This window comes from Streptomyces sp. I05A-00742, from assembly GCF_013055795.1.
In the GTDB taxonomy this organism is placed as follows: domain Bacteria; phylum Actinomycetota; class Actinomycetes; order Streptomycetales; family Streptomycetaceae; genus Streptomyces.
The window spans coordinates 337,830-361,572 of sequence record NZ_JABETO010000001.1; the positions used below are offsets into that span (position 1 = coordinate 337,830).

Here is a 23,743-nt window from a genome sequence, read left to right on the forward strand (position 1 = left end):
GGTGTCAGTTCATCCGCGTCGCCGTGCCCGTCACCCGGACCCGGGGGTCGTCCGCCCGGAGGGTGACCTCCAGGAGGCTGGGGAGGCCGAGGTCGTGCCCCTGGTGCAGGGTGAGGACGGCTTCGGGGCCGACGAGCCCGTTCTCCCGCAGGTACGCGCCGAGGGCGGCGGCCGCCGCGCCCGTCGCGGGGTCCTCGACCACGCCGCCGACGGGGAAGGGGTCGCGGACGTGGAACACGTTCTCGCTCTCGCGCCAGACGAGTTGGACCGTGGTGATGTTCCCCTTCCGCATCAGGGCGGCCAGCCGGTCGAAGTCGTAGTCCAGGTCGGCCAGCCGCTCACGGGTGGCCGCCGCCAGGACGAGGTGGCGGACGCCCGCGTAGGCGATGCGGTGCGGGAAGGCGGGGTCGAGGTCGGCGGCGGGCCAGTCCAGCGCGGCCAGGGCCTCGGCCACATCCTCCGGAGCAGCCGGTTCCGTGTACGGTTCGACGCTGGTGAGGGTGGCGCGCAGGGCGCCGTCGCGCTCGGTGACGGTGACCGGGACGACGCCCGCCGGGGTGGTGAACAGGTACTCCCCGGGGCCCTGCCGCTCGGCGAGGGCCACGGCGGTGGCGACGGTGGCGTGGCCGCAGAAGGCGACCTCGACCCGCGGGCTGAAGAAGCGCAGGGTGAACGCCCGGCCGTCGGAGCCCTCCCCGGCGGGCGCCTCCAGGAAGGCGGTCTCGCTGTAGCCCAGTTCGGCGGCGATGCGCAGCCGCTCCGCGTCGTCGAGCCCGGCGGCGTCCAGGACGATGCCGGTGGGGTTGCCGCCCGCCGGGTCCGAGGAGAAGGCGGTGTAGTGCAGGACTTCGGAGGCGGGCGCGGGCGCGGCCGGACCGTCGGTGATCGTCATGAGTACCGCCAACCGCCCGGCGTCCCGCGGTTATTCCGCACCGGTTCCGTGGACCCGGCCCGGCCCGGCCCGGCCGGTCGCTCGTCGGGCCGGGCCGGGGCGCACGGAAGCGGAAGGGAGTCGTCAGCGCACGGTGACGAAGAACGGGTCGGAGACCGCGCCGCCGCCCGTGACGCGGAGGCTGTTCTTGCCCTTGATGCCGAGCTTGACGCGCATCGAGTAGGCGGAGTTCTTGTTCACGGTGACCTTTGCGGGAAGGCTGACCCACTTGGCACCCTGCTTCTGCTGGAGGGTGACCGTGGTGCCCGCCTTGATGTCGGTGGCCTTGCCGCCGACGCGGAACTCCTGCCACGCCTTGACCGTGTCGGTGCTCGCCTTGGCGGTGAGCGCCGGCTTGGCCGCCGCGGTGGACGAGGATGCGGACGCGGACGTGGCGTGCGCCGGGGTGGCGGCGACGGCGGCGGCGGCGCCACCGGCGACGAGTCCTGCGGCGAGGACACCGGATATGGCGAGGCGGTACGCGCGGTTCATGAGGCATTCTCCCTGATGAGCCTGTGAGCCTGTTGGTGGGCTTCGGTGGGCTTCACTGAGGAATACGTGAAAAAGGGAGACACCGGTTGCAGGTGGATCGAACGTATTTTCAGGACTTATGGGTCTTGACCGAAAATCAGCGGATCCTGGCGGAAAATCCTACGGATCCGCAGGGTTCTCCGCGGAACCTCACGACGAGAACGTGAAGTTGGAGTGGTTCGTCGCGAGCCGCGTCCCGTCCGGCCCGTACGCCGTCACCTGGAGCTGCCAGTGCACGGAGGGGTTGCTGACGAGGAACGTCGGGTGCCAGTTGGTCACGTCCCAGTTGAGGACCGGCGAGTGGACGACGGTGTCGACGCTCAGTGACTGCTTGGTCAGATCGCTGTACGTGTGCCACTTGATGTAGGCCGTCCTGCCCTTGAGCCCGTTGAGCGTGACGTTCACCTGCACCTTGGTGATGCCGACGCCCGCCGATCCCTTGGAGAGGACGCTGGTGACGCTGCCCGAGACCCGCAGGGTCGGGGTCGCGGACGGCGGGGTCGTCGAGGGCTGGACCGACGGCGGATGGGGAGTCGTCGGTCCGGGCGGCGGGGGTGGCGCGGGCCCCGTCGACACGGGTGCCGCGGTGCTGCTCAGGGGGCTCGTCGAGGGCGGGGTCGGTGGCGGGTTCCCCTTGTCGTCCGAGGAGCCGTCCTGCAGCAGGACCGGCAGGAGCGCCCCCAGGACGATGGCCATCCCACCGGTGACCCAGTAGGCCCAGACGCGGGACCAGAAGGGGGTGTTTCCCGGTGGGTCCGGCAGGTGTGGCGGGTCTCCTGCGCTCATGTTCCGTCCCCCTCGGTATGGCCCCGGCATGTGCCTTTGGGCCGAGCGTGACCGGACGCTACTCCCGGAATCGGCCATTCAGGGAGGCGTATGAGGCGCACGGAGGAGCGCGTAAAAGGGGCTCTTGCGCCCCTGTAAGGGATGGATTCCGCTTGCGTCCATGACACCATGGGCGGATACCTGTACGAGCCACGGAGTAACGCATGAAGGAGCCCGGCCCCGCCACGGCCGAACCCCGCGGGGACACCCCGTCCGACCAGCGGATATCCACCGCCGGGGACCCGTCCCCCGGCCGCAGGACCGGCCTGTTCGTCACCCTCGCCCTCGGCGGGCTGACGGCCATGGCCCCGCTCTCCATGGACATGTACCTCCCGGCGCTCCCCGAGGTGACGAAGTCCCTCGGAAGCCCCGCCGCGACCGTGCAGCTCACCCTCACCGCCTGCCTCATGGGCATGGCTCTCGGCCAGCTCGTCGTCGGGCCGATGAGCGACAAGTGGGGACGCCGCAGGCCGCTGCTGGCCGGCATGGTCATCTACGTCCTCGCCACCGTCCTCTGCGCCGTCGCGCCCGACGCCGGTCTGCTCATCGCCTTCCGGCTGGCCCAGGGCCTGGCCGGGGCGGCGGGCATCGTGATCGCCCGGGCGGTGGTCCGGGACCTGTACGACGGCGTGGCCATGGCCCGTTTCTTCTCCACCCTGATGCTGATCTCCGGCGTCGCCCCGGTCGTCGCACCGCTCGTCGGCGGCCAGTTGCTGCGGGCGACGGACTGGCGGGGCGTCTTCGTGGTGCTCGCCGTCATCGGCGCCGTCCTCACCCTCCTCGTCCACCGCTTCCTGGACGAGACCCTGCCGCCCGCCCGCCGCCAGTCCGGCGGTCTCGGCGGGACGATGCGCGCGATGCGCGGTCTGCTCGCGGACCGTGCCTTCACCGGCTACATGCTCTCCGGCGGCTTCGCCTTCGCCGCGCTCTTCTCCTACATCTCGGCCTCGCCGTTCGTCGTCCAGGACATCTACGGCGCCTCGCCGCAGACCTTCAGCCTGCTGTTCGGCCTCAACTCCGTCGGCCTGGTCCTCGTCGGCCAGATCAACGGCAAGCTGCTGATCGGCCGCGTCAGCCTCGACAAGGCCCTGGGCTGGGGTCTCGCCGTGATCACCCTGGCCGCGGCGGCCCTGCTGCTGATGACCTCCGGCGTCCTCGGCGAGGTCGGACTCGCCCCCGTCGCCGCCGGGCTGTTCGTCCTGATGGCGGCCATGGGCCTGGCCACCCCGAACACCAACGCCCAGGCTCTGATGCGCTCCCGCGACGCGGCCGGCTCCGCCTCCGCGCTGCTCGGCACCTCCACCTACCTGCTCGGCGCCGTCGCCTCGCCGCTCGTCGGGATCGCGGGGGAGCACACGGCGGTCCCGATGGCCACCGTGCAGCTGTGCTGCGCGCTGGCGGCGGTGCTCTGCTTCCTGGCGCTCTGCCGCCCGGGCCGGCGCGCGGACGGTACGGCGGAGGAAAGCGCGGACGGTGCGGCGGGGGAGCGTGCGGAGGGTGCGGACGGTACGGCGGGGGAGCGCGCGGGCGGTACGGCGGGGGAGGCGGCGCCCGCCGCGTGACCGGGTCCGGCCCGCGGGGCGGTCACCGTCCCTCCGCCTGCGGGGCGGTCACTGCCTTCACGCTCGCGGGGCGGTCACCGTCCCCACGCCTGCGGGGTGGCCCCGCCTTCACGCCTGCGGGGTGGCCACCCGTCCCCACGCTCGCGGGGGTGACCACCGCCCCCACGCCCGCGGGGCGGCCACCGCCCCCACCCCGTAAAATCCACCCAATGCACGCCCCCGAGAACACGCCGCCGACCGGCGAGAACCTCCGCGCCGCGCTCGCCGGACTGCTCGACGGACTGCCGCCCCGGCAGGCCGCCCGGGCCGTCGAGCGGCTGATCGCCAACTACCGGGGGCGCACCCCGACCGACGCGCCGGTGCTGCGCGACCGCTCCGACGTCGCCGCCTACGCCGCGTACCGCATGCCCGCGACCTTCGAGGCCGTGCGGTCGGCGCTGGAGGCGTTCCGCGACCGGCTGCCCGACTGGTCACCGGCCTCGCACGTGGACATCGGCGGCGGTACGGGCGCGGCGACCTGGGCGGTCGCGGCGGCCTGGCCGGAGGGGGAGCGGGAGACCACCGTCCTGGACTGGGCCGAGCCCGCCCTCGCGCTCGGCGCCGAACTCGCCCGCGCCGCCGCCTCCCCGGCCCTGCGCGCCGCCCGCTGGCAGCGGCAGGTGATCGGCGGCGGCCCCGCCGTCCCCGACGGCACGGACCTCGTCACCGTCTCCTACGTCCTGGGCGAGCTCACCGAGGCCGACCGGCGGGCCGTCGTCGGACAGGCGGCCCGGGCCCGGGCCGCGGTGATCATCGAGCCGGGCACCCCCGAGGGCTACCGGCGGGTGATCGAGGCGCGGGACCTGCTGATCGAGGCGGGCTTCGAGGTCGTCGCCCCCTGCCCGCACAGCGCGGCCTGCCCGATAGCGCCGGGGGCGGACTGGTGCCACTTCTCGGCCCGGGTCAGCAGGTCGTCCCTGCACCGGCAGGTCAAGGGCGGTTCGCTGGCGTACGAGGACGAGAAGTTCTCGTACGTGGCCGCGGTGCGGAGCGACGGCACGGACGGCCTCCCCGCCGCCCGCGCCCGCGTCGTACGCCGCCCGCAGATCCGCAAGGGGCAGGTGCTGTTGGAGCTGTGCACGCGGGACGAGGGGCTGGTGCGCGAGACGGTGACGAAGCGGCACGGTGCGACGTACAAGGCGGCGCGGGACGCGGACTGGGGCGACGAGTGGCCGCCCCGCGACGAGGCCTGACCGGCAGAGGCCCCGGTCACCTACACCTCACCTACACCGGTCACCTGCCCCGGACGGGCCGTCCCCGGCCCGCCCGGTACGTCCTCAGCGCAGTTCCTGCGTGCAGCACTTCACGCTGCCGCCCCCCTTCAGGAGCTCCCCGAGGTCCATCCCGATCGGCTCGAAGCCGCGGTCCCGCAGCGGTTCGTAGAGCCCGACGGCCGCCTGCGGCAGCACCACGTGGCGGCCGTCGCTGACGGCGTTGAGCCCCAGCGCCGCCGCGTCCTCCTCGTCGGCGATCAGCGCGTCGGGGAAGAGCCGTTCCAGGACGGCCTGGCTGCCGGGGGAGAAGGCGCCCGGGTAGTACATGATCTCGTCGGCGGCGGCGTCGAGGACGCACAGGGCCGTGTCGAGGTGGTAGTAGCGGGGGTTGATCAGGTCCAGCCCGATGACGGGACGCCCGAAGAACTCCTGTGCCTCGGGGTGCGAGAGGGGGCTGCTGCGGAAGCCGCGGCCGGCGAGCAGCCAGGTGTCCGTGACGGCGAAGTCCCCTTCGCCCTCGTTGATGTGCTCCGGTTCGCGGACCTCGGCGAAGCCGTGGGCCTGGAACCATTCCCGGTGCACGGCCGCCTCGGCGGCGCGCTGGGAGTGGGCGAAGCGGGCGCCGAGGACGCGGCCCTCGACGACGGTGGCGCCGTTGGCGGCGAACACCATGTCCGGGAGTTCCGGGCGGGGTTCGAGCTCCTCGACGGTGTGGCCGAGGGCGCGGTAGCGGTCGCGGAGGTCTTCCCACTGCGTGAGGGCGAGCGGCAGATCGACCGGCTTGGCCGGGTCCATCCAGGGGTTGATCGAGTACGTGACCTTGAAGTGGGTGGGCGGGCACATCAGATAACGGCGGGGAGTCGCCGCCCGTGGTGCTGCGGTACGCAAGTCGCGCTCCTCACGGTGGTGTTGGGCACGTGCGCGGCGAGCGCACGTGCCCAAATCGTCCACGCTGGGCGACGTTCGCGCATGAACCGTACGGGTGGTTTACGCCTGACTCCTCAGGCACCGGTGTTACCGGTCCGTCCTTCCCGCAAGGCGCGCAGCAGCTCCCGCTTCTGCGCGACGGGGTCCATGCCGCGGCCCGCCCCGCCGGACCGGCCGCCGCCGCGCAGCGCCTTCCGGGAGAGGTTGCTGCGGGTGCCGCCCACTCCGAGCATGTGTCCGTTTCCCCGAGGCATTGGGGTCTCCTTCCGCCGATCTTTGAAACGAGACGTCTCGTCTCGTTGCTCCACTATTACGCCACGTGAAACGCCGTGCGTCAACCCTCAACGAGACGAAACGTCTCGCCTCATTGGCCGCTACCCTGCCTCCATGGCCACCATCAAGACCCCGCCCGACGCCAACCGCCGCAGCGAGCGTTCCCGCCGCGCGATCCTGGAAGCCGCCCTCGAACTCACCGGCGAGACCGGGTACCAGCGGCTCACCATCGAGGCCATCGCCGCCCGCGCGGGAGTGGGCAAGCAGACGATCTACCGCTGGTGGCCCTCGAAGGCCGCCGTCCTCCTGGACGCCTTCGTCGCCCTCGGGGAGGACGCCGCGGAGGGGCAGACCGGGCTCCCCGACACGGGTGATCTGGAGGCCGACCTCAAATTCGTCCTCCGCGCCACCGTCGACGAGCTCAACAGCCCCCGCTACGACGCGCCTTCGCGCGCCCTCGCCGCCGAGAGCATCGTCAACCCCGAGCTCTGCGCCCAGTTCACCAGGACGGTCCTGGAGCCACAGCTCCAGCTCTACGTCACCCGGCTGCGCGCCGCCCAGGAGGCCGGGCAGATCGACGCGGACGTGGACCCGCGCGTCGCCCTGGAGCTGCTCACCGGACCGCTCGCGCACCGCTGGATGCTGCGGACCCAGCCGCTCACCCACGCCTACGCGGACATGATCGTGGAGCTCACCCTGCGGGGCCTCGCCCCCCGCTGACGGCCGTCCGGCCCGTACCGCTCCGGTGCCGGGAGCGGTCCGTGTCACACCCCCGGATGCGCCCGGCGGTCACGTCGGGCGCAGGATGGTGGCAGCATTGACCGGAGACCGCGGTCGAAGTGAGGGGATAGATGGAACGCAAGAGCAGATTCTCCCAGTGGCTGCGCCGCCCCAGGAGCGGAGCGGGCGGCGATGCGGGTACGGGGGCGGTCACCGGCGCCGCCCGCGAGGAACTGCTCCTGGCCGCGGCCGCCGCGGGATTCCCCCTGGCCCCGGCCGCCCACCCCTCCGGGTACGGGTGTTCGTGCGAGCGCATCGGCTGTCCCACCCCCGGCCGGCACCCGGTCTCCTTCGCCTGGCAGACCCTCGCCACCACCGACCCGGAGAAGGTCACCAAATGGCTCCGGGCCCAGCCCGAGGCCAACTTCGTCACCGCCACCGGCATGGCCCACGACGTCCTGGACGTCCCCGCCGAGGCCGGCCGCAAGGCGCTGGACCGGCTGACGGAGGCCGGCGTCGAGGTCGGCCCGGTCGCCACCGTGGCCCCCGACCGGATGCTGTTCTTCACCGCCACCCGCGGCACCCCGGACGACGAGGACGAGTGGTGGCCCTGCGAGCTGGACTGCCACCCCGAGACCCTCGACGAGCACCCCGGCCTGCGCTGGCACTGCCGCGGCAGCTATGTGCTGCTGCCGCCGTCCCGCCTCCCCGGTGACGACGCCCACGTCGCCTGGCTGCTCGGGCCGGAGCGGCCGTTGCCCGAACCGCTGACCCTGCTGGAGACCCTGACCGACGCGTGCGCGCAGTACGCGGGGGACCGGCCGGACCACGAGCACCACGCGGCGTGGCCGATCGGACGGTAAGCCGTCCGCGCGCCGCGGCCGCGGTCACTCGCCCTTGGCGGCGACCAACGACTCGATGCGGTTCAGGAAGACCACCCGCCCGCCCGTCGCCCTGCCCGGCACCCGCGCCGCGGACTCCGACACCCGCGTCAACGTGATCGCCGTCGTCAGCCGGCCCGACAGCAGCGCCTTCGTCCGCTGCTCGGTGACCGCGGGGCGCACGCCCTTGGCCATGGTGCGCTTCTCGCGGTGGTGCGCCGCGCTGAACACCAACGCGCCCCCGTCCTCGGTCCGCAGCGCCAGCGGCGGGAAGCCCGGGGCCTTCTCGGGGGTGTCGATCCAGTCGGTCCAGAAGGTGGGCGTCCGGGCCAGCCTGGCGCGGTCGGCCCGGAGCTGGGTGGTCGCGCCGCCGGGCGCGAAGACGTCGCCCTTGCCGGTGCGCAGGTAGTCGGTGTACGCGCCGCTGACCGCGGCGGGCTCAAGCACTAGCCCCGACGGCTTGCCCGCGGCGACCGGCACGGCCTCCGCCAGGCCGTCCCCGTCGGTCCTGAACGCCGGGACCGTACCGGGGGCGTGCAGCGTCAGGTAGGCGGCCTTCCACGGCTCCTTCGCGCCGCCGCGGGTGAACACCACCAGCCAGCGGTTGGCGTCGCGGTTGCTGAGGGTGTCGGCGAGGAAGAACTTGGGCCAGCCGGCCGACTTGGGCACGGTGAACCGGGCGTCGCGCAGCTCCAGCGCCGGATAGCGCGGGTTGCCCTTCGGCATCACGGCGCGCTGGGCCGTCACGTCGGCCCGGCCGATCTCGGCGAGGGCGCCGGTCTCGACCCGGTCCACGAGGGCCGGGTCGAGCCTGCGGTACGCCTCGGTGTAGCCGGCGGTGAAGTCGGCGAGGGCCTTGGCGGCCTCAGCCTTCTCCACCGACGGGACGATCTCCCGTTCGCCGTGCACCGTCATGCACCCGGTCGTCGTCGCCAGCAGCAGCGACAGTGCCAGTGCCGCCGGCCACGGGGAGAGACGCGGGCGCGTCCGACGTCGCATCGGCCTTGGCCTCCTGGGTGGCTGCTCGGGACGGCGCCACCTTACCGGGGCGGAAGAACAGCACCAGGGTGGGGATCAGATAGAGCGCCCACACCCAGACCTGGAGCTCGGTCGGGTCCGGCTGGAAGTTGAACACGCCCTTCAGCAGCGTCCCGTACCAGCTGTCGGCCGGTATCTGCTCGCTGATGTCGAAGGCCTTGTCGTGCAGCCCCGGGAGGACGTCGGCCTCCTGGAGGTCGTGGAAGCCGTACGCGAGCACGCCCGCCGCCACCACGATCAGCATGCCGCCGGTCCAGGTGAAGAACTTCGCCAGGTTGATGCGGAGCGCGCCCCGGTAGAACAGCCAGCCCAGCAGCACCGCGGTCAGCAGCCCCAGCAGCGCGCCGACCAGCGGCCGGACGCCGTCGTCGGTGGCCTGCACCGCGGTCCAGACGAACAGCGCGGTCTCCAGGCCCTCCCGGCCCACGGCCAGGAACGCGGTCACCACCAGCGCGGTGGTGCCCATCGCGAGCGCCGCGTCCAGCTTGCCGTGCAGCTCCTTCTTCAAATGCCGCGCGGTGCGCCGCATCCAGAAGACCATCCACGTCACCAGCCCCACGGCGACGACGGATAGCGAGCCGCCCAGCATCTCCTGCGCCTCGAACGTCATGGTCTGCGAGCCGTACTGGAGCACGGCGCCGAAGCCCATGCTGAGCAGGACCGCGGCGGCGATGCCGAGCCAGACCGGCCGCAGGGCGTCCCTGCGGCCGCTCTTGACCAGGTAGGCGACGAGGATGCAGACGACCAGGCTGGCCTCCAGGCCCTCGCGCAGGCCGATCAGATAGTTGCCGAACACGCGGCTTCTCCTCTGTGTACGGGGGCCGTCAGGCGAACAGGGCCCTGCCCCACCAGTCGTCCTTGTCGCGGACGCCCGGCGGTACGGCGAAGACCGCCGAACCCACGTGCTGGATGTACTCGTTGAGCGCGTCCGAGCGCGACAGCTGCTTCTGGATCGGCACGAAGCCGTCCCGGACGTCGCGCTGGTAGGCGATGAAGAACAGCCCGGCGTCGAGCCGGCCCAGGCCGTCGGTGCCGTCCGTGAAGGAGTAGCCGCGGCGCAGGATCGTCGCTCCCGCGTTGCTGTCCGGGTGGGCGAGGCGCACATGGGCGTCCGGCTTCATCACCTTGAGGTTGGGCTCGTCGTGCTCGCGCGGCTTGCCCAGCGGCGCGCCCTCGGCCTTGTCCCGGCCGAAGACGTCCTCCTGCTCCCTGAGCGAGGTCCGGTCCCAGGTCTCGATGTGCATCCGGATGCGGCGGGCGACGAGGTACGAGCCGCCGGCCATCCAGTCCGGGCCCTCCTTCTCGCCGACCCACACGTGCTTGTCGAGCCGGTCGGTCTCGGTGCCCGCGATGTTCCGGGTGCCGTCCTTGAAGCCCATCATGTTGCGCGGGGTCAGCGCGTCCGGCGTCGTCGACGACGTCTTGCCGAACCCCAGCTGCGACCAGCGGATCGCCACCCGGCCCATGCCGATGCGGGCCAGGTTGCGGATCGCGTGCACCGCGACCTGCGGGTCGTCCGCGCACGCCTGGACGCACAGGTCGCCGCCGCTGCGGGCCGCGTCCAGGTTGTCGCCCGGGAAGACCGGCAGGTCGATCAGGGCCTTCGGACGGCGGCCCTTGAGGCCGAAGCGGTCCTTGCCGTCCTTCTCGAACAGGGTGGGCCCGACGCCGAAGGTCAGCGTCAGCCGGGACGGCTTGAGGCCCAGCGCCTCACCGGTGTCGTCCGGCGGCAGCTCGTCGTTCTCGCTGATGGCACCCTCGCCGACCTCGTGTCCCGAGGTCATCCGGGCGGCCGCGGCCGTCCACTCCTTCAGGAGCTTGATCAGCTGGTCGCGGTCCTCGGTGCGCACGTCGAAGGAGGCGAAGTGCAGCCGGTCCTGGACGGGCGTGGCGATACCGGCCTGGTGGGCGCCGTGGAACGGCACCGCCTCGCCGCCGGCGGCGACGGTCCCGGCGTCGTCGCCGACGCGCAGGGCCGCGGCGGTGCCGCCGGCCGCGACGGCACCGAGCGCGAGCCCGGCCCCGCCCCAGCCGAGCAGCGCGCGACGGGAGGGCTTCCGGCCGGTGCCGGTCTTCTCGCCGGTCCCGCCGGTCTCTTCGCTCTTCTCGCTCATCGCCGGGTCCCCCGTCACTTCGCGACGGCGCCGGCGAGCTTGGACAGCGGCTCGCCGAGGGCGTTGACGGCGTCCGACAGCTTCTTGCGGTCGTCCTTGCCGACGGTGTCGTACGCCTTGAAGGAGTCGCCGTCGCGGTAGTCGCCGAGCAGCTTCTTCAGGTCCGCGAACTGCTTGTCGAGCTCCTTGACCAGCGCCGCGTCGTTCTTGGAGGCGACCGGCTTCAGCAGCTCGTAGGACTTCTCGGCGCCCTCCACGTTGGCCTGGAAGTCGTCCAGGTCGGTGTGGCTGTAGCGCTCCTCCTCACCGGTGACCTTGCCGGTGGCGACCTCGTCCAGCAGCTCCTTGGCGCCGTTGGCCATGCTGGTCGCGGTGATCTCGGCCTTGCCGACGCGCTTCTGCCAGTCGACGAGGTCCTTCATCAGCCGGTCGGCGAGGGCCTTGTCCTCGTCAGTGATCTTCTTGTCGTCCCAGAGGGACTTCTCCAGCTTGTGCCAGCCGGTCCACTTCTGGCCCTTCTCCAGGCCGTCCTCGCGGACGTCGACCTTCGGGTCGATGTCGCCGAAGGACTCGGCCACGGGCTCGGTCCGCTCCCAGCCGAGGCGGGACGGGGCGTAGGCCTTCTTCGCCTCGTCCAGGTCGCCCTTCTTGACGGCGTCGACGAACTTCTGCGCCAGCGGAATGGTTTCGTCGGCCTGCTGCTGGGCGTACTTGCGGTACTCCGCGACGGCCTTGTCGAGCGCCGGGTCGGTCTTCTTCTCCTTGCCGTCGCCCGCGGTGACGGTGACCTTCTGACGGATTCCGTCGCCCTTCATACCGGGCTTGCAGGCGATTTCGTAGTCACCGGGCTTCTTGACCGTCGCGGTGATCTCGGCCTTGGTGCCCGGGCCGATGTTCTCGCGCTCGGTGACGATCCGGTCGTCCGCGGCGTAGACGTAGACCTCGGTGACCTTGGAGCCCTTGTTCTGCACGTTGATCTGCACGTGCCCGGCGGGGAAGGAGGTCTTCGAGACCTCGCACTTGTCGTCGGAGGCGGTCACGCGTATCGCGTCGGAATCACCGGAGTCCGACTTCTCTGCGCAGCCGGTCACGACGGTCAGGGCCGCCGCCGCGGCGACGACGGTGACGGCGGAGGAGCGGAGGGCTCGCATACGGGGGCTCCAGGCGGGCTCGGAAAGCGGAAATACCGTGCGTTTCCATAACGGATCCGTCACGGGTGGACGGCGTGGCTGAAAACGCGCCTCTAATAAGGCCGCCCTAACTTATCTGAGGCTTGCCTGGGTCGTTCCCCAAAGTGCGCGTGATCCTGCTCTCACGGGGCGAAATTTCGACTCACCCGGTCATTGAGGCGCTCGTGCCCGTCGCTTCTCTCCAGTCTCTCCAGTTCGCGCCGCATGAAAGGATCTTGGTCCTCTTTCTGTCCGTCCCGCTCTTCCCGTACCTCGCGCCCGCCGCGCCTCTCCCGCACCGGTGTCACCAAAGGATCACCGCTGACGGGGTGTTCGATCACATCGACCGGATGCGCGTAGACCCGGCCCAGCAGTTCCGGATCGAAGACCTCCGCGGGCGGCCCGTCGGCCGCCGTCCGCCCGCCGTGCAGCACGGCGACCCGGTCCGCGTACGCCCCGGCCAGCCCCAGGTCGTGCAGGACGACCACCACCGCGACCCCCGCCGCGGCCCGCTCCCGGCAGAGGCGGAGCACCAGCTCCTGGTGGCGCAGGTCCAGAGCGGCCGTCGGCTCGTCGAGCAGCAGCAGTGAGGTGCGCTGCGCCAGCACCCGCGCCAGCGCGACGCGCGCCCGCTCCCCGCCGGACAGGGCGGCGAACGAGCGGGAGGCGAATCCGGCCACCTCGGTCAGGTCCATGGCCTCCCGCACGGCCTCCTCGTCCTCGTCCTCACCGGCGGTCCCGGCCCAGGGCGCACGGCCCATCCGCACGACCTCCTCGACGGCGAACGGGAACGACAGCTGCGCCGACTGCGGCAGCACCGCCCGCCGCAGGGCGAGTTCGCCGGCCGACCAGTCCGCCGCGGGACGCCCGTCCACCCGCACCTCACCGGCCTCGACGGGCAGGTCGTGCGCGAGCGCGGCGAGCAGCGTGGACTTGCCCGCGCCGTTGGGGCCGACGAGCGCGACGACCTCCCCGGCGCCGACGGAGAGGTCGACTCCGTCCAGCACCGTCCGCCCGCCCAGCCGCACGCACAGGCCGCGCGCCTCGACGAGGGGAGTGCCGGGGAGGGAGGGGGAGGGGAGGCTGCGGGTGCGGCCCGAGAGGAGTCGACGGAGCGGTCCGGACGCGGAACGACCTGACGACGTACGGTCGTTCACGCCCAGCCCCCCTGCCGCCGCCGCGTCCTGCGCAGCAGCCAGAAGAAGAACGGGCTCCCGATCAGCGCCGTCAGCACGCCCAGCGGCAGCTCCGCGGGCTGGGCGACCGTACGGGCCGCCAGGTCCGCCGACACCATCACCAGCGCCCCGCCCAGCGCGCTCCCCGGGATGAGGAAGCGGTGCCCGGGGCCCGCCGCCATCCGCAACAGGTGGGGCACCAGCAGCCCCACGAACGAGATCACTCCCGCCACCGCGACCGCCGCGGCCGTCAGCAGCGCCACCACCAGGATCAGCACCAGGCGCAACCTCTCCACGTCCACACCCAGATGGCGCGCCGGGCGCTCCCCGAGCGCCAGCAGGTCCAGTTTCCGTGCGAACAGCGGCGCCGCGGCCAGCCCCACCAGCGCGCACGGCAGCACCGCGAGCACCTTCGGCCAGGTCGCCTGGGCCAGCGACCCCAGCTGCCAGAAGGCGATCTGCGACACCTGCGCGTTGTCCGCGACGAAGATGCCCAGCCCGATCAGGGCACCCGTCAGCGCGTTCATCGCGATGCCCGTCAGCAGCAGCGTCACCACCTCCGCCCGGCCGCCCGACCGCGACAGCGCGTAGACGACCAGAACGGTCACCAGACCGCTGAAGAACGCGCAGCCGGTGATCGTCCAGTCGCCGAACACGGTCAGGCCGAACGAGATGGCCGCCACCGCGCCGACCGCCGAGCCCATCGAGATCCCGATGACGGCCGGTTCGGCGAGCGGATTCCCGAACAGCCCCTGCATCAGCGCCCCCGCGCAGCCCAGGGACGAACCGACGAGCAGCGCCAGGGCCACCCGCGGCAGCCGGACGTTCCACAGCACGCTCTCGGCGACCCGGTCCAGCTCCGCGCCGCCCAGGCCCACGCGGTGCAGCAGCGAGTCGACGACGTCGCCGAGCGGGATGTCGTACGCGCCGAGGCCGGCGGAGACCAGGCAGGCCAGCAGCAGGGCGGCCGCCATTCCGCCGGTCAGCAGGGCGACGATCCGTCGGTGGCGGACGGGGGCGCGGGTCACCGCCTCCGACACCGTTGTTCCCCGCGCCGTGGCCGTGCCGCTCACCCGCCGCTCCGGTGGATCTGCTCGACCAGCGAGGCCAGGACGCGGTCCGTGCGCGGACCGTAGTTGAGCAGGACACCGTCGTCGATGGAGGCCACGCGGCGGTCCATGCCGGCCGGCGTCTGCGCGACGCCCGGAACCTTCAGCAGCCCGTCCATCCCACCGACCGAGTCCAGCCCCTTGGACATCACCAGGATCACGTCCGGCGCCGCCTTGGCGAGCGCCTCACTGGTGATCGGCGTGAAGTCCTTCTCCAGCCCCGACTCCTTGCCCGCGTCCACCCCGCCGGCCGCCTCGATCAGCGACGACGCACCGGAGTCCGCCCCGCCGATCAGATAGACCGAGGCCGAGCCGCGCAGATAGAGGAAGGCCACACGCGGCTTCTTGCCGCCCTCCTTCGGAGCCGCGTGCTGTGCCTTCCCGACGCGTTCCTCGGTCCGTTGGCGCAGTTGCTTCCCCGCGTCGGGCACCCCGAGCGCGGCGGCCACGCGGTCGATGCGCGGGCCCACGTCGGAGAGCTTCTTCGGCGGGTCCAGCACGAGCACCGGGACCCCGGCGCCGCGGATCTGGTCGAGGGCCTCGGCCGGGCCGGTGGTGGTGTCGGCGATGACGACGTCCGGCTTGAGGGAGAGCACGCTCTCCGCCGAGACGTCGTGGCCCCGGGTGACCAGGGGCAGCTTCGCCGCCTGCGCGAACGTGGCGGAGATGTCCCTGGCGACGACGCGGTCGCCGAGGCCGAGCGTGAAGACGATCTCGGAGGCCGAACCCGTCAGCGGCGCGATCCGGTCGGCCTTGCTCACCGTGACCTCGCGCCCGTCCGACGACTTCACGGTGGCGGGCAGTCGCGGGGTGGGCGGCTTGCCCGCGAGCGGTTCGAGGCGGTCGGCGTCCTGCTGCCCGGAGTTGCCCCGCGTACCTGACGCGCTCGCGTCGGGTTTCCCGTCCGACTCCGCGTCCTTTCCGCAGCCGACGAGGGAGAGGGAGAGGACGAGCAGGGCGGCGAGGGCGCCGAGGAGGTGCGGGGTGCGCCGGGTGCCTGGGGTGCGGCGCGTGGGACCAGCGGGATGCGATGTGGTCATCGGCGCTTCCCGCGCCTGCCGTTGCTGCACGTTCCAACCTTTCCTGGGGAGGCGGGTGTACGTTCCTGCGTGGCTTAGCTTAGGTTAGCCTTACCTAAATGGCCACGCTGGGTGTGGGTGCCGACATACGCCCCGGTGGGAAAGGTTCTCGATGCCGTTGCTCTCGAAGGCGCCGTTCTCGATGACGCCTTGTCCGATGAAACAGTCTGTCGCCGAACAGCCTGGAGCGGCACTGCCGTACAGGTCTGCCCGCGCACGAGCCACGGTATTCCTCGGCGCCCGGGGTTTCCTGGCCGTCGTGGTGCTGGCCGTGTGCGCGACGCTGCTGACGCCGCCTTCCGCCGCCGGAGCGGCGGAGCGCCGGGAGGTGTCGGGCGGCCGGCTGGACTGGGGCATCAAGTCCTCGTTCCAGACATACGTCACCGGCCCGATCGCCCACGGCGGATGGGAACTCCGGGGCGGCGCCGCGACGGTGGGCAGCAACCAGTTCCGCTTCCACTCCGCCAAGGGCTCCCACGAGCCCGACACCGGGAACCTCGACGCCGCCTTCTCCGGCGGCGTCCACTTCACCGGCCACCGCAAGCCGGACGGCTCCTACGAACTCGACCTCACCATCGCCAACCCCGCCGTCAGCGTCCGGGGCGACGGCGGCACCCTCTACGCCGACATGACCAGCAAGGCCCGCGGCACGGGCAAGGTCACCTCCCGGACGCGGGTGCCCCTCGCCACCCTCGACCTCACCGGGACGAACCTGCGCGGCGCCGGAACCGCCGTCAGCCTGACGAACGTTCCGGCGAAGCTGACGACGGAGGGCGCCGAGTCGTTCGCCGGCTTCTACCAGCCGGGCACGCAGCTCGACCCGCTGAGCCTGTCCGCCGACATCACCGCGAACGCCGCGTCCTCGCCGTCCCCTTCGGGCGGCGCTCCCTCGGGCGGTGGTGGCGAAAAGCCCGCCGAGCAGGGCCGGTTCACCGGCGCGGCCGTGGACTGGGGTATCCGGCGCACCTTCCGCGAGTACGTCACCGGCTCCATCGCCCGGGGCTCCTGGAAGCTCGCCGACGGCGCCCGCGAGGGCGGTGCGCTGTTCCGCTTCCCGGAGGGCAAGGGCGCGTACGAGGGCGGGGGCACGGCGCTGGAGGCGTCGTTCGGCGGCACCCTCCGCTTCACCGGCAAGGACCTGGACCTGGCGCTGACCGGGGTCGAGGTCGCGGTGAAGGAGGGCAAGGGCACGCTCTCGGCGGAGGTGACGCGGGGCCCGCTGAAGAACAAGCGGCTCCCCCTCGTCACGTTCGACGCGTCGAAGCTCCGGCAGAAGGACGGCCTTGTGTCCGTGGCCGAGGCACCGGCCCGGCTCACGGGCCCGGGCGCCGAGGCGTTCGGCGGCCTCTACCAGGAGGGCGCGGAGATGGACCCCGTCTCGCTCGCCGTACCGGTGACGGCGGGGGCGAAGCTGCCGGAGCTGCCGAACGTGGGACGGGATCCGGGCGCGTCGCCCGCGCCTTCTGCTTCCGCTTCCGCTTCTGGGGAAGACACTTCGTCCTCCTCTTCCGCCACCACTGCGCTGGCGGCCGGCGGGGGAGGCGTGGTGATCCTGGCGGCCGTCGGCTACGTGGTGGTGCGGGCGCGCCGCAAGCGGGACGCGTGACGGGCCGGGCGGCGGAGCGGAAATGGCACGCATGAGGGCGCGAGTGACCCTTTTCCGCTTTCCGCGCATCCTTTCGACTGACTACCTTTCAAGTGCCGGCAGGTCCGGCTGCAGTTTCTCTAAGGAGAGTTGACACATGGCCGTAACCCAGAGACGAACGGCGCTCACCGCCGCCGTCGCCACGGCGATCGCCCTCGGGGCCACCGTGCTCACCGTGCCCGCCCACGCGGCCGGCGAGGACCCGGGCGCCGCGGCGAAGAAGCCGCCGACGAAGTTCCAGCTCAAGGACGGCACTCTGACCTGGGGCATCAAGGAGTCCTTCCGCAAGTACCTCGTCGGCCCGATAGGCGGCGGCAAGATCCAGCTCGCGGACGGCGCCAAGCAGGCCCCGAAGAACGGCCCGTTCACCTTCACCGGCGGCAAGGGCACCTACGACCTCAAGAAGCACGCCGTCACCACCACGTTCAAGGGGAGCGTGCGCTTCCTCGGCCACGCCAAGGGCAAGGGCTGGGAACTGGACCTCAAGTTCAGCGACCTCAAGCTGATCACCGAGGGGCAGAAGGGCCGCATCACCGCCGACGTCACCACGGCCGGCAAGACCCGCAACGACGTCGCGGTCGCCTCGCTCAACCTCGCCAAGGTCAAGCCGGCGGGCGGCAAGGGCGGTGTCCTCAAGTTCGCGGACATCCCGGCGACCCTGACGGCCGACGGCTCCAAGGTCTTCTCCTACCAGGGCCGCCCGTTCTACCAGCCCGGCACGCCCCTCGACGCCGCCACCCTCTCGGTGAAGCAGGGCGCCCCCGTCCCGGACTCCAAGCCGAAGCCCAAGCCCAAGCCCAAGCCGAAGGGGGTGGCCGCAGGGGAGCTCAAGGACTCCGACGTCCAGGACGAGTCCTTCGTCCCGAAGGCGGGCCACCCGAAGCCCGGCCACCACGAGAACAGCGGCAAGAGCGAGGCCGCCGGGGACGCCGCGAAGAAGGCGGAGACCCTGACGGCGGCGGCTTCGGGGCAGGTCTTCGACGGGCGGCTGGACTGGGGCTTCAAGGAGTCCTTCCGCAAGTACCTCACCGGCCCGATCGCCGCCGGGAAGATCGAGGTCGCCGACGGCGCGGAGAAGCGGGACAACGGCTTCCGGTTCACCAAGGGCAGCGGCCAGTACGACGCCGGGAAGTCTTCGCTCAACGCCACCTTCAACGGCTCCGTGCACTTCCTCGGGCACCCCAAGGGGAAGGGCTGGGAGCTGGACGTGAAGCTCTCCAAGTTCCGGGTCAAGGCGGACGGCGCCAAGGGCCAGCTGTGGGCGCAGGCCGAGACGAAGGACCAGGGCGGGAAGACCCAGTTCAACCAGGAAATCCCGCTCGTGGACCTGAAGCTGTACTCGGACTCCCTCAAGGCGAAGGACGGTGTCATCAGTCTCAAGGACGTGCAGACGACGGCCACCGCCGACCTCGGGAAGGTGTTCCGCTATCAGGGGAGGCCGAGCTACCAGGTCGGCGACGGCCTCGACCCGCTCACCGCGAAGATCGCGGTCAACAAGGACGCCAAGCTCGACGACGACTCCACCAGCACCAACACCGACGGCACCGGCTCGACGGGCTCGACCGGAACGGGCACCGGCACCGGTAGCTCCGGGACCGGCACCTCCGGCACCGGCACCGAAGGCGCCAAGGGCGGCGTCACCGGCACCGACGACACCCTCGCCCACACCGGCTCCGACGCCCCCACCGGCCCCCTCGCCGGCAGTGCCGCCGCTCTCGTCCTAGCGGGCGGCGCCGCCGTCTGGACCGCCCGCCGCAAGTCGGCGAACGCGGGCGCCTGAGGTTGTGACGGGCTGACGGTTCCGACCTACTGACGCTTCCGGTGGATCGGGGCGCTTTCAGGGCCGACCGGCCTTGATCCGCGCCCCGGTCCACCCAGAACCGTGTCCGCCCACCGAGAACGGCAGCACCACGTACCACTGCGGCCTCATCATCCTCAACGGTCAGTCGTCCAGGTGGGCGCGCCGACCTGGAGCACACCACAGCGGGGAAGCAACTCGCACTTCACCGCCGCACCCGGCCAGGTGCTGGTCGGCCGCTCGCACTACGGCGACGAGAACGGCCGGACGTCCTACGAGTACGCCAAGGTCTCCTAGGCGCGGCGGACTTCCGTCCACCACCGCTTCCGGGCCCTCCGTTTTCGCACGGGGGGGCCTTGCCGCGGACCGGCGCCCGGCCCGACGTCCCGGCCTCCGCCGCGCGCACGGACCGCGGGCGGTGCGCCTCCGTTTGTGGCTCGATCGGTTCCTTGTGGGCGGCTCACGGCCCTTCGTAGCGTTGATCGCGTTCGGCCCCGGGTCACGCACCCTGCGGCCCGCTGTGCCGTGCGCGTTCGTCCGCAAGCCGTCAAGGAGGCCAGCCCCATGCCCGACAGGTCGCCGATCGAGCCGTCCCCGTTCATCACGCGCAAGAACGACACCATCGTCACCATCCCGCCGTCCAACGACTTCACCGAGGCCAACCAGGGTTTTCTGGCGCCGCCGCCCGCCGGCCTTTCGGTCATCCCGACCAAGGACGGCAAGCGGGTGGCCTGGGACTTCGCCGGCTACGAGTTCTTACGGGACGGCGACCCGGAGACCCACCCCTCCTCGGTGAACCCGAGCCTGTGGCGGCAGGGACAGCTGACCGCCGCCGCCGGGCTCTTCCTGGTCACGCAGGCGGGCAACCGGTCCGTGTACCAGGTGCGCGGCTACGACCTGTCCAACATGACCATCATCACGGGCGACACCGGGCTGATCGTCATCGACCCGCTCGCCTCGTACGAGACGGCGCAGTACGCGCTGAGGCTGTACCGGGACGTCACGGAGGACCCGAGGCCGGTCAGCGCGATCATCTACACCCACAGCCACGTCGACCACTTCGGCGGCTCGCGCGGCCTGTTCGCCGAGAAGAACGACGAGGTGCCCGCCGGCCTGGACGTCTACGCGCCGGCCGGCTTCCTGGAGCACGCGATCAGCGAGAACGTGTTCGCGGGCCCGGCCATGGCACGGCGGTCGGAGTACATGTACGCCGCCCAGCTGGACAAATCGCCGTACGGGCAGGTGGGCGCCGGCCTCGGGCTGACCATCTCCACCGGCGAGGTCACGCTCATCCCGCCGCGCCACTACGTCGGCGGACAGGACATCGGGCCGAAGTCCGAGAAGGACTGGCGGCCGGAGTACGTGATCCCGTGGCGGCACGGCCTGCACGCGCTCACGATCGACGGCGTACCGGTGGTCTTCCAGCTCACCCCGGGCACCGAGGCCCCGGCGGAGATGAACTTCTACTTCCCCGAACTGCGGGCCCTGTGCATGGCGGAGAACGCCACCCACACCATGCACAACATCCTCAGCCTGCGCGGCGCCCAGGTCCGCGACCCGCACGCCTGGTCGAAGTACCTCACCGAGGCCATCCAGACCTTCGGCGAGCACACCGACGTCGAGTTCGCCTCCCACCACTGGCCGCGCTGGGGCAACGCGAACATCCTCGAATTCCTCGGCAACCAGCGCGACATGTACGCCTACCTCAACGACCAGGCGCTGCGCCTGATCGACGCAGGCCGCACCGGCGTCGAGATCGCCGAGGAGCTCCGGCAGCTGCCCAAGGGCCTGGCCGAGCACTGGTACAGCCAGGGCTACTACGGCTCCCTCAGCCACAACCTCAAGGCGGTCTACCAGCGGTACATCGGCTGGTTCGACGGCAACCCCGCCCACCTGTGGACCCTGCCGCCCGTCGAGGCCGGCGCGCGGTACGTCGCCGCCATCGGCGGCCCCGACGCCGTCGTGGCCCAGGCGCGTACCGCGCTGGAGGCCGATCCGCCGCAGTACCGGTGGGCCGCCGAACTGCTCAACCACGTCGTCTTCGCGACCGCCGCGGACGGCTTCGAGATCAGTGAGAAGACCTTGACGGAGGCAAAGGAGCTCCAGGCCCGGACCTTCACCCAGCTCGGCTACGGCGCCGAGAACGGCACCTGGCGCAACTTCTACCTCACCGGTGCCTGGGAAGTCCTCGACGGCCCGCAGAAGCCGGTCGTCCACGGAGCGTCCGACCTCGTCCGCAGCATGAGCCTCGACCAGTTCTTCGCCGCCATGGCCAAGAGCATCGACGGCCCCAGGGCCGCCGCCGAGCAGTCCGCCCCCGTCGTCCTGCGCTGGACCATCCGCCCCGAGACCCCCGGGACCCGGCCGCAGGCCGGCGCGCAAGCCGACCAGGAACGCGTCTGCACCACGACCCTCCGCAACGGCGCCCTCATCTACGTCGACGGCACCGACCCCCTCGCGGGCAAGCCCAACGCCACCATCCGCCTCACCCGCGCGGCCCTGAACCAACTGGCCCTCGCCGGCCCGCGCTTCCCCCACAACTTCGACCAGCAGGTCACCGACGGAACCATCGAGGTGGACGACAAGGCCGCCACGGACACCGTCTTCGGCTACCTCACCTTCCCCGACCCCGCCTTCCCCATCGTCACCCCTCGGCGTCGAGCCGGGGCCTGACCGGCGACAGCACCGGTCCGGGCAGCCGGGGAGCAGCACGGCCCCAAGGGGCAGCCGGCGCTCCCCGACGTTCCGTCGCTGTCCCGTCGCTGCCGTCAGCGCGCCGCCCGGCTTCCCGGGCGGCGCGTTCGGCGGAACACCTGCCGATCCCAACGTCACGTGCGCAAGGTGTAGTTCGACACCCTGCGCTGCCCGCCGAACGGGCACGGCACGCTCCCCAGGTGGGCGTTGGGGCGGACGGCGATCGGGCCACCGAGGACCGTCCAGGACCGGTCCAGGACCGTCCGGGGCCCGCGCGGCCGGAGCCCGGCGACTACGCGACGACCGCGTCCAGCGCCGGCGCGATGACGGCGAAGGCGTCGTCGATCAGCGCGGCGGAGTCCTCGGCGCCGTCGCTGGCGCTCCAGCGGTGGAGGACGGCGTCGAAGGCGGTGAGCGCCATGCCGGCGGCCATGCGGGGATAGAGGTCGGTTCCGGGGTCGAGGTCCAGGCGGCGGGCGAGTTCGCCGGCCAGGTCGTCGCGCCACTGGGCCTGGCGCTCCAGGAAGCGGGCGAGGAGCGCGGGCGTCCGCAGGATCAGCTGGACGACGCGCAGGGCGCGGTCGGAGTGACCGGCGCAGGCGGCGACGGGGACCCACACGGCGTGCTGGAGCGCGACGGAGGGGCGCTCACCGGCGGGGCGGGCGACGAGCTCGGCGTGGATGCCGGTGCCCATGTCGGCCAGGAACTGGACGACGACGTCCTCCTTGGACGCGAAGTACCGGAAGAAGGTCCGCTTGGACACGCCGGCGGTGGCCACGATCTCGTCCACGGTGACCGCGTCGAACCCCTTGGACGCCAGCAACTGCAAGGCGGCTTCGGAGAGTTCGTTCGCGACGAGCCGGCGCTTGCGCTCGGCCAGGGTCAGTTCGGGGCGAGTGGTCACCGGCCCATGGTACCGCCTGCGGCGCCACGCCTGACACTCAGGCGTTCACTTGACACCAAGTGCCATGAGGGGCAACGTGTGCCGCATGAAAAAGGAGCTGCGCTGGACCGTCGATCAGATTCCGGACCAAACCGGGCGCGTATGCGTCGTCACCGGGGCCAACAGCGGCCTCGGCCTGGCGACCACCCGGGCGCTCGCCCGCCGGGGCGGGCGGGTGATCCTGGCGGTGCGCGACGAGGAGAAGGGCCGCCGGGCGGCCGCCGGGATCACCGCCGAGCAGCCGGGCGCCGACCTGGAGGTACGCCGCCTGGACCTGGCCGACCCCGACTCGGTCCTGGCCTTCGCCGACGGGATGCGCACCGACCACCGCCACCTGGACGTCCTCGTCAACAACGCCGGTGTGATGGCACTGCCGCGCTCGCTCACCGCGCAGGGCCACGAGCTGCAGTTCGCCTGCAACCACCTCGGCCACTTCGCGCTCACCGGCCTGCTGCTCGACCTGCTGGCCGCCGGGCGCGACCCCCGCGTCGTCACGGTCAGTTCGGTCAACCACCGCAAGGCCGGCCTCGACTTCGACGACCTCACCGGCGAGCGCCGCTACTCGCCCATGGGCGCCTACAACCAGTCCAAGTTCGCCAACGCCGTCTTCGGCCACGAACTCCACCGACGCCTGACCGAAGCCGGCAGTCCGGTCCGCAGCCTGCTCGCCCACCCCGGCTACACCGCCACCGGCCTCCAGATGAAGTCCCCGATCGGCCTCTGGCGACTCCTCCTCGGCCGCATCGGCAACCCCCTCCTCGCCCAGCCGGCCGAGCACGGCGCACTGCCCCAGCTCTACGCCGCCACCCAACCGGGCCTCGAAAGCGGCCTTTTCATCGGCCCGTCCGGCACGGCCGAACTCCGCGGCGCCCCGACCGAGGTCCAGCTCGCCCCCGCCGCAGCCGACCCCACCACCGGCCGCCGCCTGTGGGAACTGTCGGAACGGGCGACGGGCGTGCGGTACGCGTTCCCGGCCACGGTCTGAGAGCCGGTCGCGCGGTCCGGGGCCCTTCTTGCGGACCCCGGCCGCGGGGCACGGTCTCCGACGCCGGCGGGGCCGGCCGCCTCGGCCGCCC

The 23,743-nt window shown here is 72.1% G+C and carries 22 protein-coding genes; 9 read left to right on the top strand and 13 right to left on the bottom strand.

Annotation, left to right across the window (positions count from 1 at the left end; translation table 11 throughout):
• Positions 1-4 precede the first annotated feature (4 nt).
• The 3 genes from HN013_RS01620 to HN013_RS01630 form a co-directional block, all read right to left on the bottom strand.
• Positions 5-892: a PhzF family phenazine biosynthesis isomerase gene (locus tag HN013_RS01620; RefSeq protein ID WP_171162051.1), complete on the bottom strand. Its 888-nt coding sequence runs from the start codon at positions 890-892 to the stop codon at positions 5-7.
• Between the two features lie 123 nt (positions 893-1,015).
• Positions 1,016-1,423 (bottom strand): hypothetical protein, encoded by a 408-nt coding sequence (locus tag HN013_RS01625; protein ID WP_171162053.1) that lies wholly within the window; start codon positions 1,421-1,423, stop codon positions 1,016-1,018.
• A gap of 189 nt (positions 1,424-1,612) precedes the next feature.
• The gene (locus tag HN013_RS01630) at positions 1,613-2,248 is read right to left on the bottom strand and encodes a hypothetical protein (protein WP_171162055.1); all 636 of its coding nucleotides are present in this window, start codon (positions 2,246-2,248) and stop codon (positions 1,613-1,615) included.
• A gap of 203 nt (positions 2,249-2,451) precedes the next feature.
• On the opposite strand from HN013_RS01630, the gene HN013_RS01635 reads away from it, so the two are divergent.
• Both HN013_RS01635 and HN013_RS01640 read left to right on the top strand, forming a co-directional pair.
• Entirely contained in the window at positions 2,452-3,849 is a 1,398-nt protein-coding gene (locus tag HN013_RS01635; RefSeq protein WP_171162057.1) for a multidrug effflux MFS transporter, read from the top strand.
• Between the two features lie 209 nt (positions 3,850-4,058).
• On the top strand, positions 4,059-5,081 hold the full coding sequence (locus tag HN013_RS01640) for a small ribosomal subunit Rsm22 family protein (protein ID WP_171162059.1): 1,023 nt from the start codon (positions 4,059-4,061) through the stop codon (positions 5,079-5,081).
• A gap of 84 nt (positions 5,082-5,165) precedes the next feature.
• On the opposite strand, the gene ddaH is transcribed toward HN013_RS01640, so the two are convergent.
• Positions 5,166-5,990 carry a dimethylargininase gene (gene ddaH, locus HN013_RS01645; protein ID WP_398977935.1) on the bottom strand — a complete coding sequence of 275 codons (825 nt, stop codon included), beginning with the start codon at positions 5,988-5,990 and terminating at the stop codon, positions 5,166-5,168.
• A gap of 113 nt (positions 5,991-6,103) precedes the next feature.
• Positions 6,104-6,283: a DUF6243 family protein gene (locus tag HN013_RS01650; protein ID WP_171162061.1), complete on the bottom strand. Its 180-nt coding sequence runs from the start codon at positions 6,281-6,283 to the stop codon at positions 6,104-6,106.
• 133 nt (positions 6,284-6,416) lie between these two features.
• On the opposite strand from HN013_RS01650, the gene HN013_RS01655 reads away from it, so the two are divergent.
• Positions 6,417-7,022: a TetR/AcrR family transcriptional regulator gene (locus HN013_RS01655; RefSeq protein ID WP_171162063.1), complete on the top strand. Its 606-nt coding sequence runs from the start codon at positions 6,417-6,419 to the stop codon at positions 7,020-7,022.
• A 131-nt stretch (positions 7,023-7,153) separates the two neighbouring features.
• The gene (locus HN013_RS01660; RefSeq protein WP_171162065.1) at positions 7,154-7,885 is read left to right on the top strand and encodes a bifunctional DNA primase/polymerase; all 732 of its coding nucleotides are present in this window, start codon (positions 7,154-7,156) and stop codon (positions 7,883-7,885) included.
• 24 nt (positions 7,886-7,909) lie between these two features.
• On the opposite strand, the gene HN013_RS01665 is transcribed toward HN013_RS01660, so the two are convergent.
• The 7 genes from HN013_RS01665 to HN013_RS01695 form a co-directional block, all read right to left on the bottom strand.
• Positions 7,910-8,818: a hypothetical protein gene (locus HN013_RS01665; RefSeq protein ID WP_171162067.1), complete on the bottom strand. Its 909-nt coding sequence runs from the start codon at positions 8,816-8,818 to the stop codon at positions 7,910-7,912.
• Entirely contained in the window at positions 8,769-9,737 is a 969-nt protein-coding gene (gene efeU / locus HN013_RS01670; protein WP_171162069.1) for an iron uptake transporter permease EfeU, read from the bottom strand. Before efeU ends, HN013_RS01665 begins: the two co-directional genes overlap by 50 nt.
• A gap of 28 nt (positions 9,738-9,765) precedes the next feature.
• Positions 9,766-11,055, bottom strand: coding sequence for an iron uptake transporter deferrochelatase/peroxidase subunit (gene efeB, locus HN013_RS01675; protein ID WP_171162071.1), 1,290 nt, complete (start codon positions 11,053-11,055; stop codon positions 9,766-9,768).
• Between the two features lie 14 nt (positions 11,056-11,069).
• Complete coding sequence (gene efeO / locus HN013_RS01680) at positions 11,070-12,206, bottom strand: iron uptake system protein EfeO (protein WP_171162073.1); 1,137 nt, start codon at positions 12,204-12,206, stop codon at positions 11,070-11,072.
• Between the two features lie 161 nt (positions 12,207-12,367).
• Positions 12,368-13,381 (bottom strand): heme ABC transporter ATP-binding protein, encoded by a 1,014-nt coding sequence (locus HN013_RS01685; protein WP_171162075.1) that lies wholly within the window; start codon positions 13,379-13,381, stop codon positions 12,368-12,370.
• The gene (locus HN013_RS01690) at positions 13,378-14,439 is read right to left on the bottom strand and encodes a FecCD family ABC transporter permease (RefSeq protein WP_398977944.1); all 1,062 of its coding nucleotides are present in this window, start codon (positions 14,437-14,439) and stop codon (positions 13,378-13,380) included. Before HN013_RS01690 ends, HN013_RS01685 begins: the two co-directional genes overlap by 4 nt.
• Positions 14,440-14,468: 29 nt before the next feature.
• A complete protein-coding gene (locus tag HN013_RS01695; RefSeq protein WP_171162077.1) occupies positions 14,469-15,548 on the bottom strand; it encodes a hemin ABC transporter substrate-binding protein in 1,080 nt (359 codons plus the stop codon).
• A gap of 196 nt (positions 15,549-15,744) precedes the next feature.
• On the opposite strand from HN013_RS01695, the gene HN013_RS01700 reads away from it, so the two are divergent.
• The 4 genes from HN013_RS01700 (at position 15,745) to HN013_RS01715 (ending at position 21,703) form a co-directional block, all read left to right on the top strand.
• Positions 15,745-17,193: an HtaA domain-containing protein gene (locus HN013_RS01700; protein ID WP_171162080.1), complete on the top strand. Its 1,449-nt coding sequence runs from the start codon at positions 15,745-15,747 to the stop codon at positions 17,191-17,193.
• Between the two features lie 136 nt (positions 17,194-17,329).
• The gene (locus HN013_RS01705; protein WP_171162082.1) at positions 17,330-19,012 is read left to right on the top strand and encodes an HtaA domain-containing protein; all 1,683 of its coding nucleotides are present in this window, start codon (positions 17,330-17,332) and stop codon (positions 19,010-19,012) included.
• Between the two features lie 174 nt (positions 19,013-19,186).
• On the top strand, positions 19,187-19,327 hold the full coding sequence (locus tag HN013_RS01710; protein WP_171162084.1) for a hypothetical protein: 141 nt from the start codon (positions 19,187-19,189) through the stop codon (positions 19,325-19,327).
• Between the two features lie 267 nt (positions 19,328-19,594).
• Complete coding sequence (locus tag HN013_RS01715; RefSeq protein ID WP_171162086.1) at positions 19,595-21,703, top strand: alkyl/aryl-sulfatase; 2,109 nt, start codon at positions 19,595-19,597, stop codon at positions 21,701-21,703.
• Between the two features lie 313 nt (positions 21,704-22,016).
• Here the strand turns inward: HN013_RS01715 and HN013_RS01720 are convergent, their stop codons facing one another.
• Positions 22,017-22,628 carry a TetR family transcriptional regulator gene (locus tag HN013_RS01720; RefSeq protein ID WP_312018460.1) on the bottom strand — a complete coding sequence of 204 codons (612 nt, stop codon included), beginning with the start codon at positions 22,626-22,628 and terminating at the stop codon, positions 22,017-22,019.
• Between the two features lie 85 nt (positions 22,629-22,713).
• Here HN013_RS01720 and HN013_RS01725 point away from each other — a divergent pair, with 85 nt between their 5' ends.
• A complete protein-coding gene (locus HN013_RS01725) occupies positions 22,714-23,652 on the top strand; it encodes an oxidoreductase (protein ID WP_171162088.1) in 939 nt (312 codons plus the stop codon).
• Positions 23,653-23,743: the final 91 nt, after the last annotated feature.

Bases quoted from the DNA above. Each gene is read 5' to 3' on its own strand.
- HN013_RS01620 (WP_171162051.1), bottom strand. From the start codon at position 892: ATGACGATCACCGACGGTCCGGCCGCGCCCGCGCCCGCCTCCGAAGTC.
- HN013_RS01625 (WP_171162053.1), bottom strand. From the start codon at position 1,423: ATGAACCGCGCGTACCGCCTCGCCATATCCGGTGTCCTCGCCGCAGGA.
- HN013_RS01630 (WP_171162055.1), bottom strand. From the start codon at position 2,248: ATGAGCGCAGGAGACCCGCCACACCTGCCGGACCCACCGGGAAACACC.
- HN013_RS01635 (WP_171162057.1), top strand. From the start codon at position 2,452: ATGAAGGAGCCCGGCCCCGCCACGGCCGAACCCCGCGGGGACACCCCG.
- HN013_RS01640 (WP_171162059.1), top strand. From the start codon at position 4,059: ATGCACGCCCCCGAGAACACGCCGCCGACCGGCGAGAACCTCCGCGCC.
- HN013_RS01650 (WP_171162061.1), bottom strand. From the start codon at position 6,283: ATGCCTCGGGGAAACGGACACATGCTCGGAGTGGGCGGCACCCGCAGC.
- HN013_RS01655 (WP_171162063.1), top strand. From the start codon at position 6,417: ATGGCCACCATCAAGACCCCGCCCGACGCCAACCGCCGCAGCGAGCGT.
- HN013_RS01660 (WP_171162065.1), top strand. From the start codon at position 7,154: ATGGAACGCAAGAGCAGATTCTCCCAGTGGCTGCGCCGCCCCAGGAGC.
- HN013_RS01665 (WP_171162067.1), bottom strand. From the start codon at position 8,818: ATGACGGTGCACGGCGAACGGGAGATCGTCCCGTCGGTGGAGAAGGCT.
- efeB (WP_171162071.1), bottom strand. From the start codon at position 11,055: ATGAGCGAGAAGAGCGAAGAGACCGGCGGGACCGGCGAGAAGACCGGC.
- efeO (WP_171162073.1), bottom strand. From the start codon at position 12,206: ATGCGAGCCCTCCGCTCCTCCGCCGTCACCGTCGTCGCCGCGGCGGCG.
- HN013_RS01695 (WP_171162077.1), bottom strand. From the start codon at position 15,548: ATGACCACATCGCATCCCGCTGGTCCCACGCGCCGCACCCCAGGCACC.
- HN013_RS01700 (WP_171162080.1), top strand. From the start codon at position 15,745: ATGAAACAGTCTGTCGCCGAACAGCCTGGAGCGGCACTGCCGTACAGG.
- HN013_RS01705 (WP_171162082.1), top strand. From the start codon at position 17,330: ATGGCCGTAACCCAGAGACGAACGGCGCTCACCGCCGCCGTCGCCACG.
- HN013_RS01715 (WP_171162086.1), top strand. From the start codon at position 19,595: ATGCCCGACAGGTCGCCGATCGAGCCGTCCCCGTTCATCACGCGCAAG.
- HN013_RS01725 (WP_171162088.1), top strand. From the start codon at position 22,714: ATGAAAAAGGAGCTGCGCTGGACCGTCGATCAGATTCCGGACCAAACC.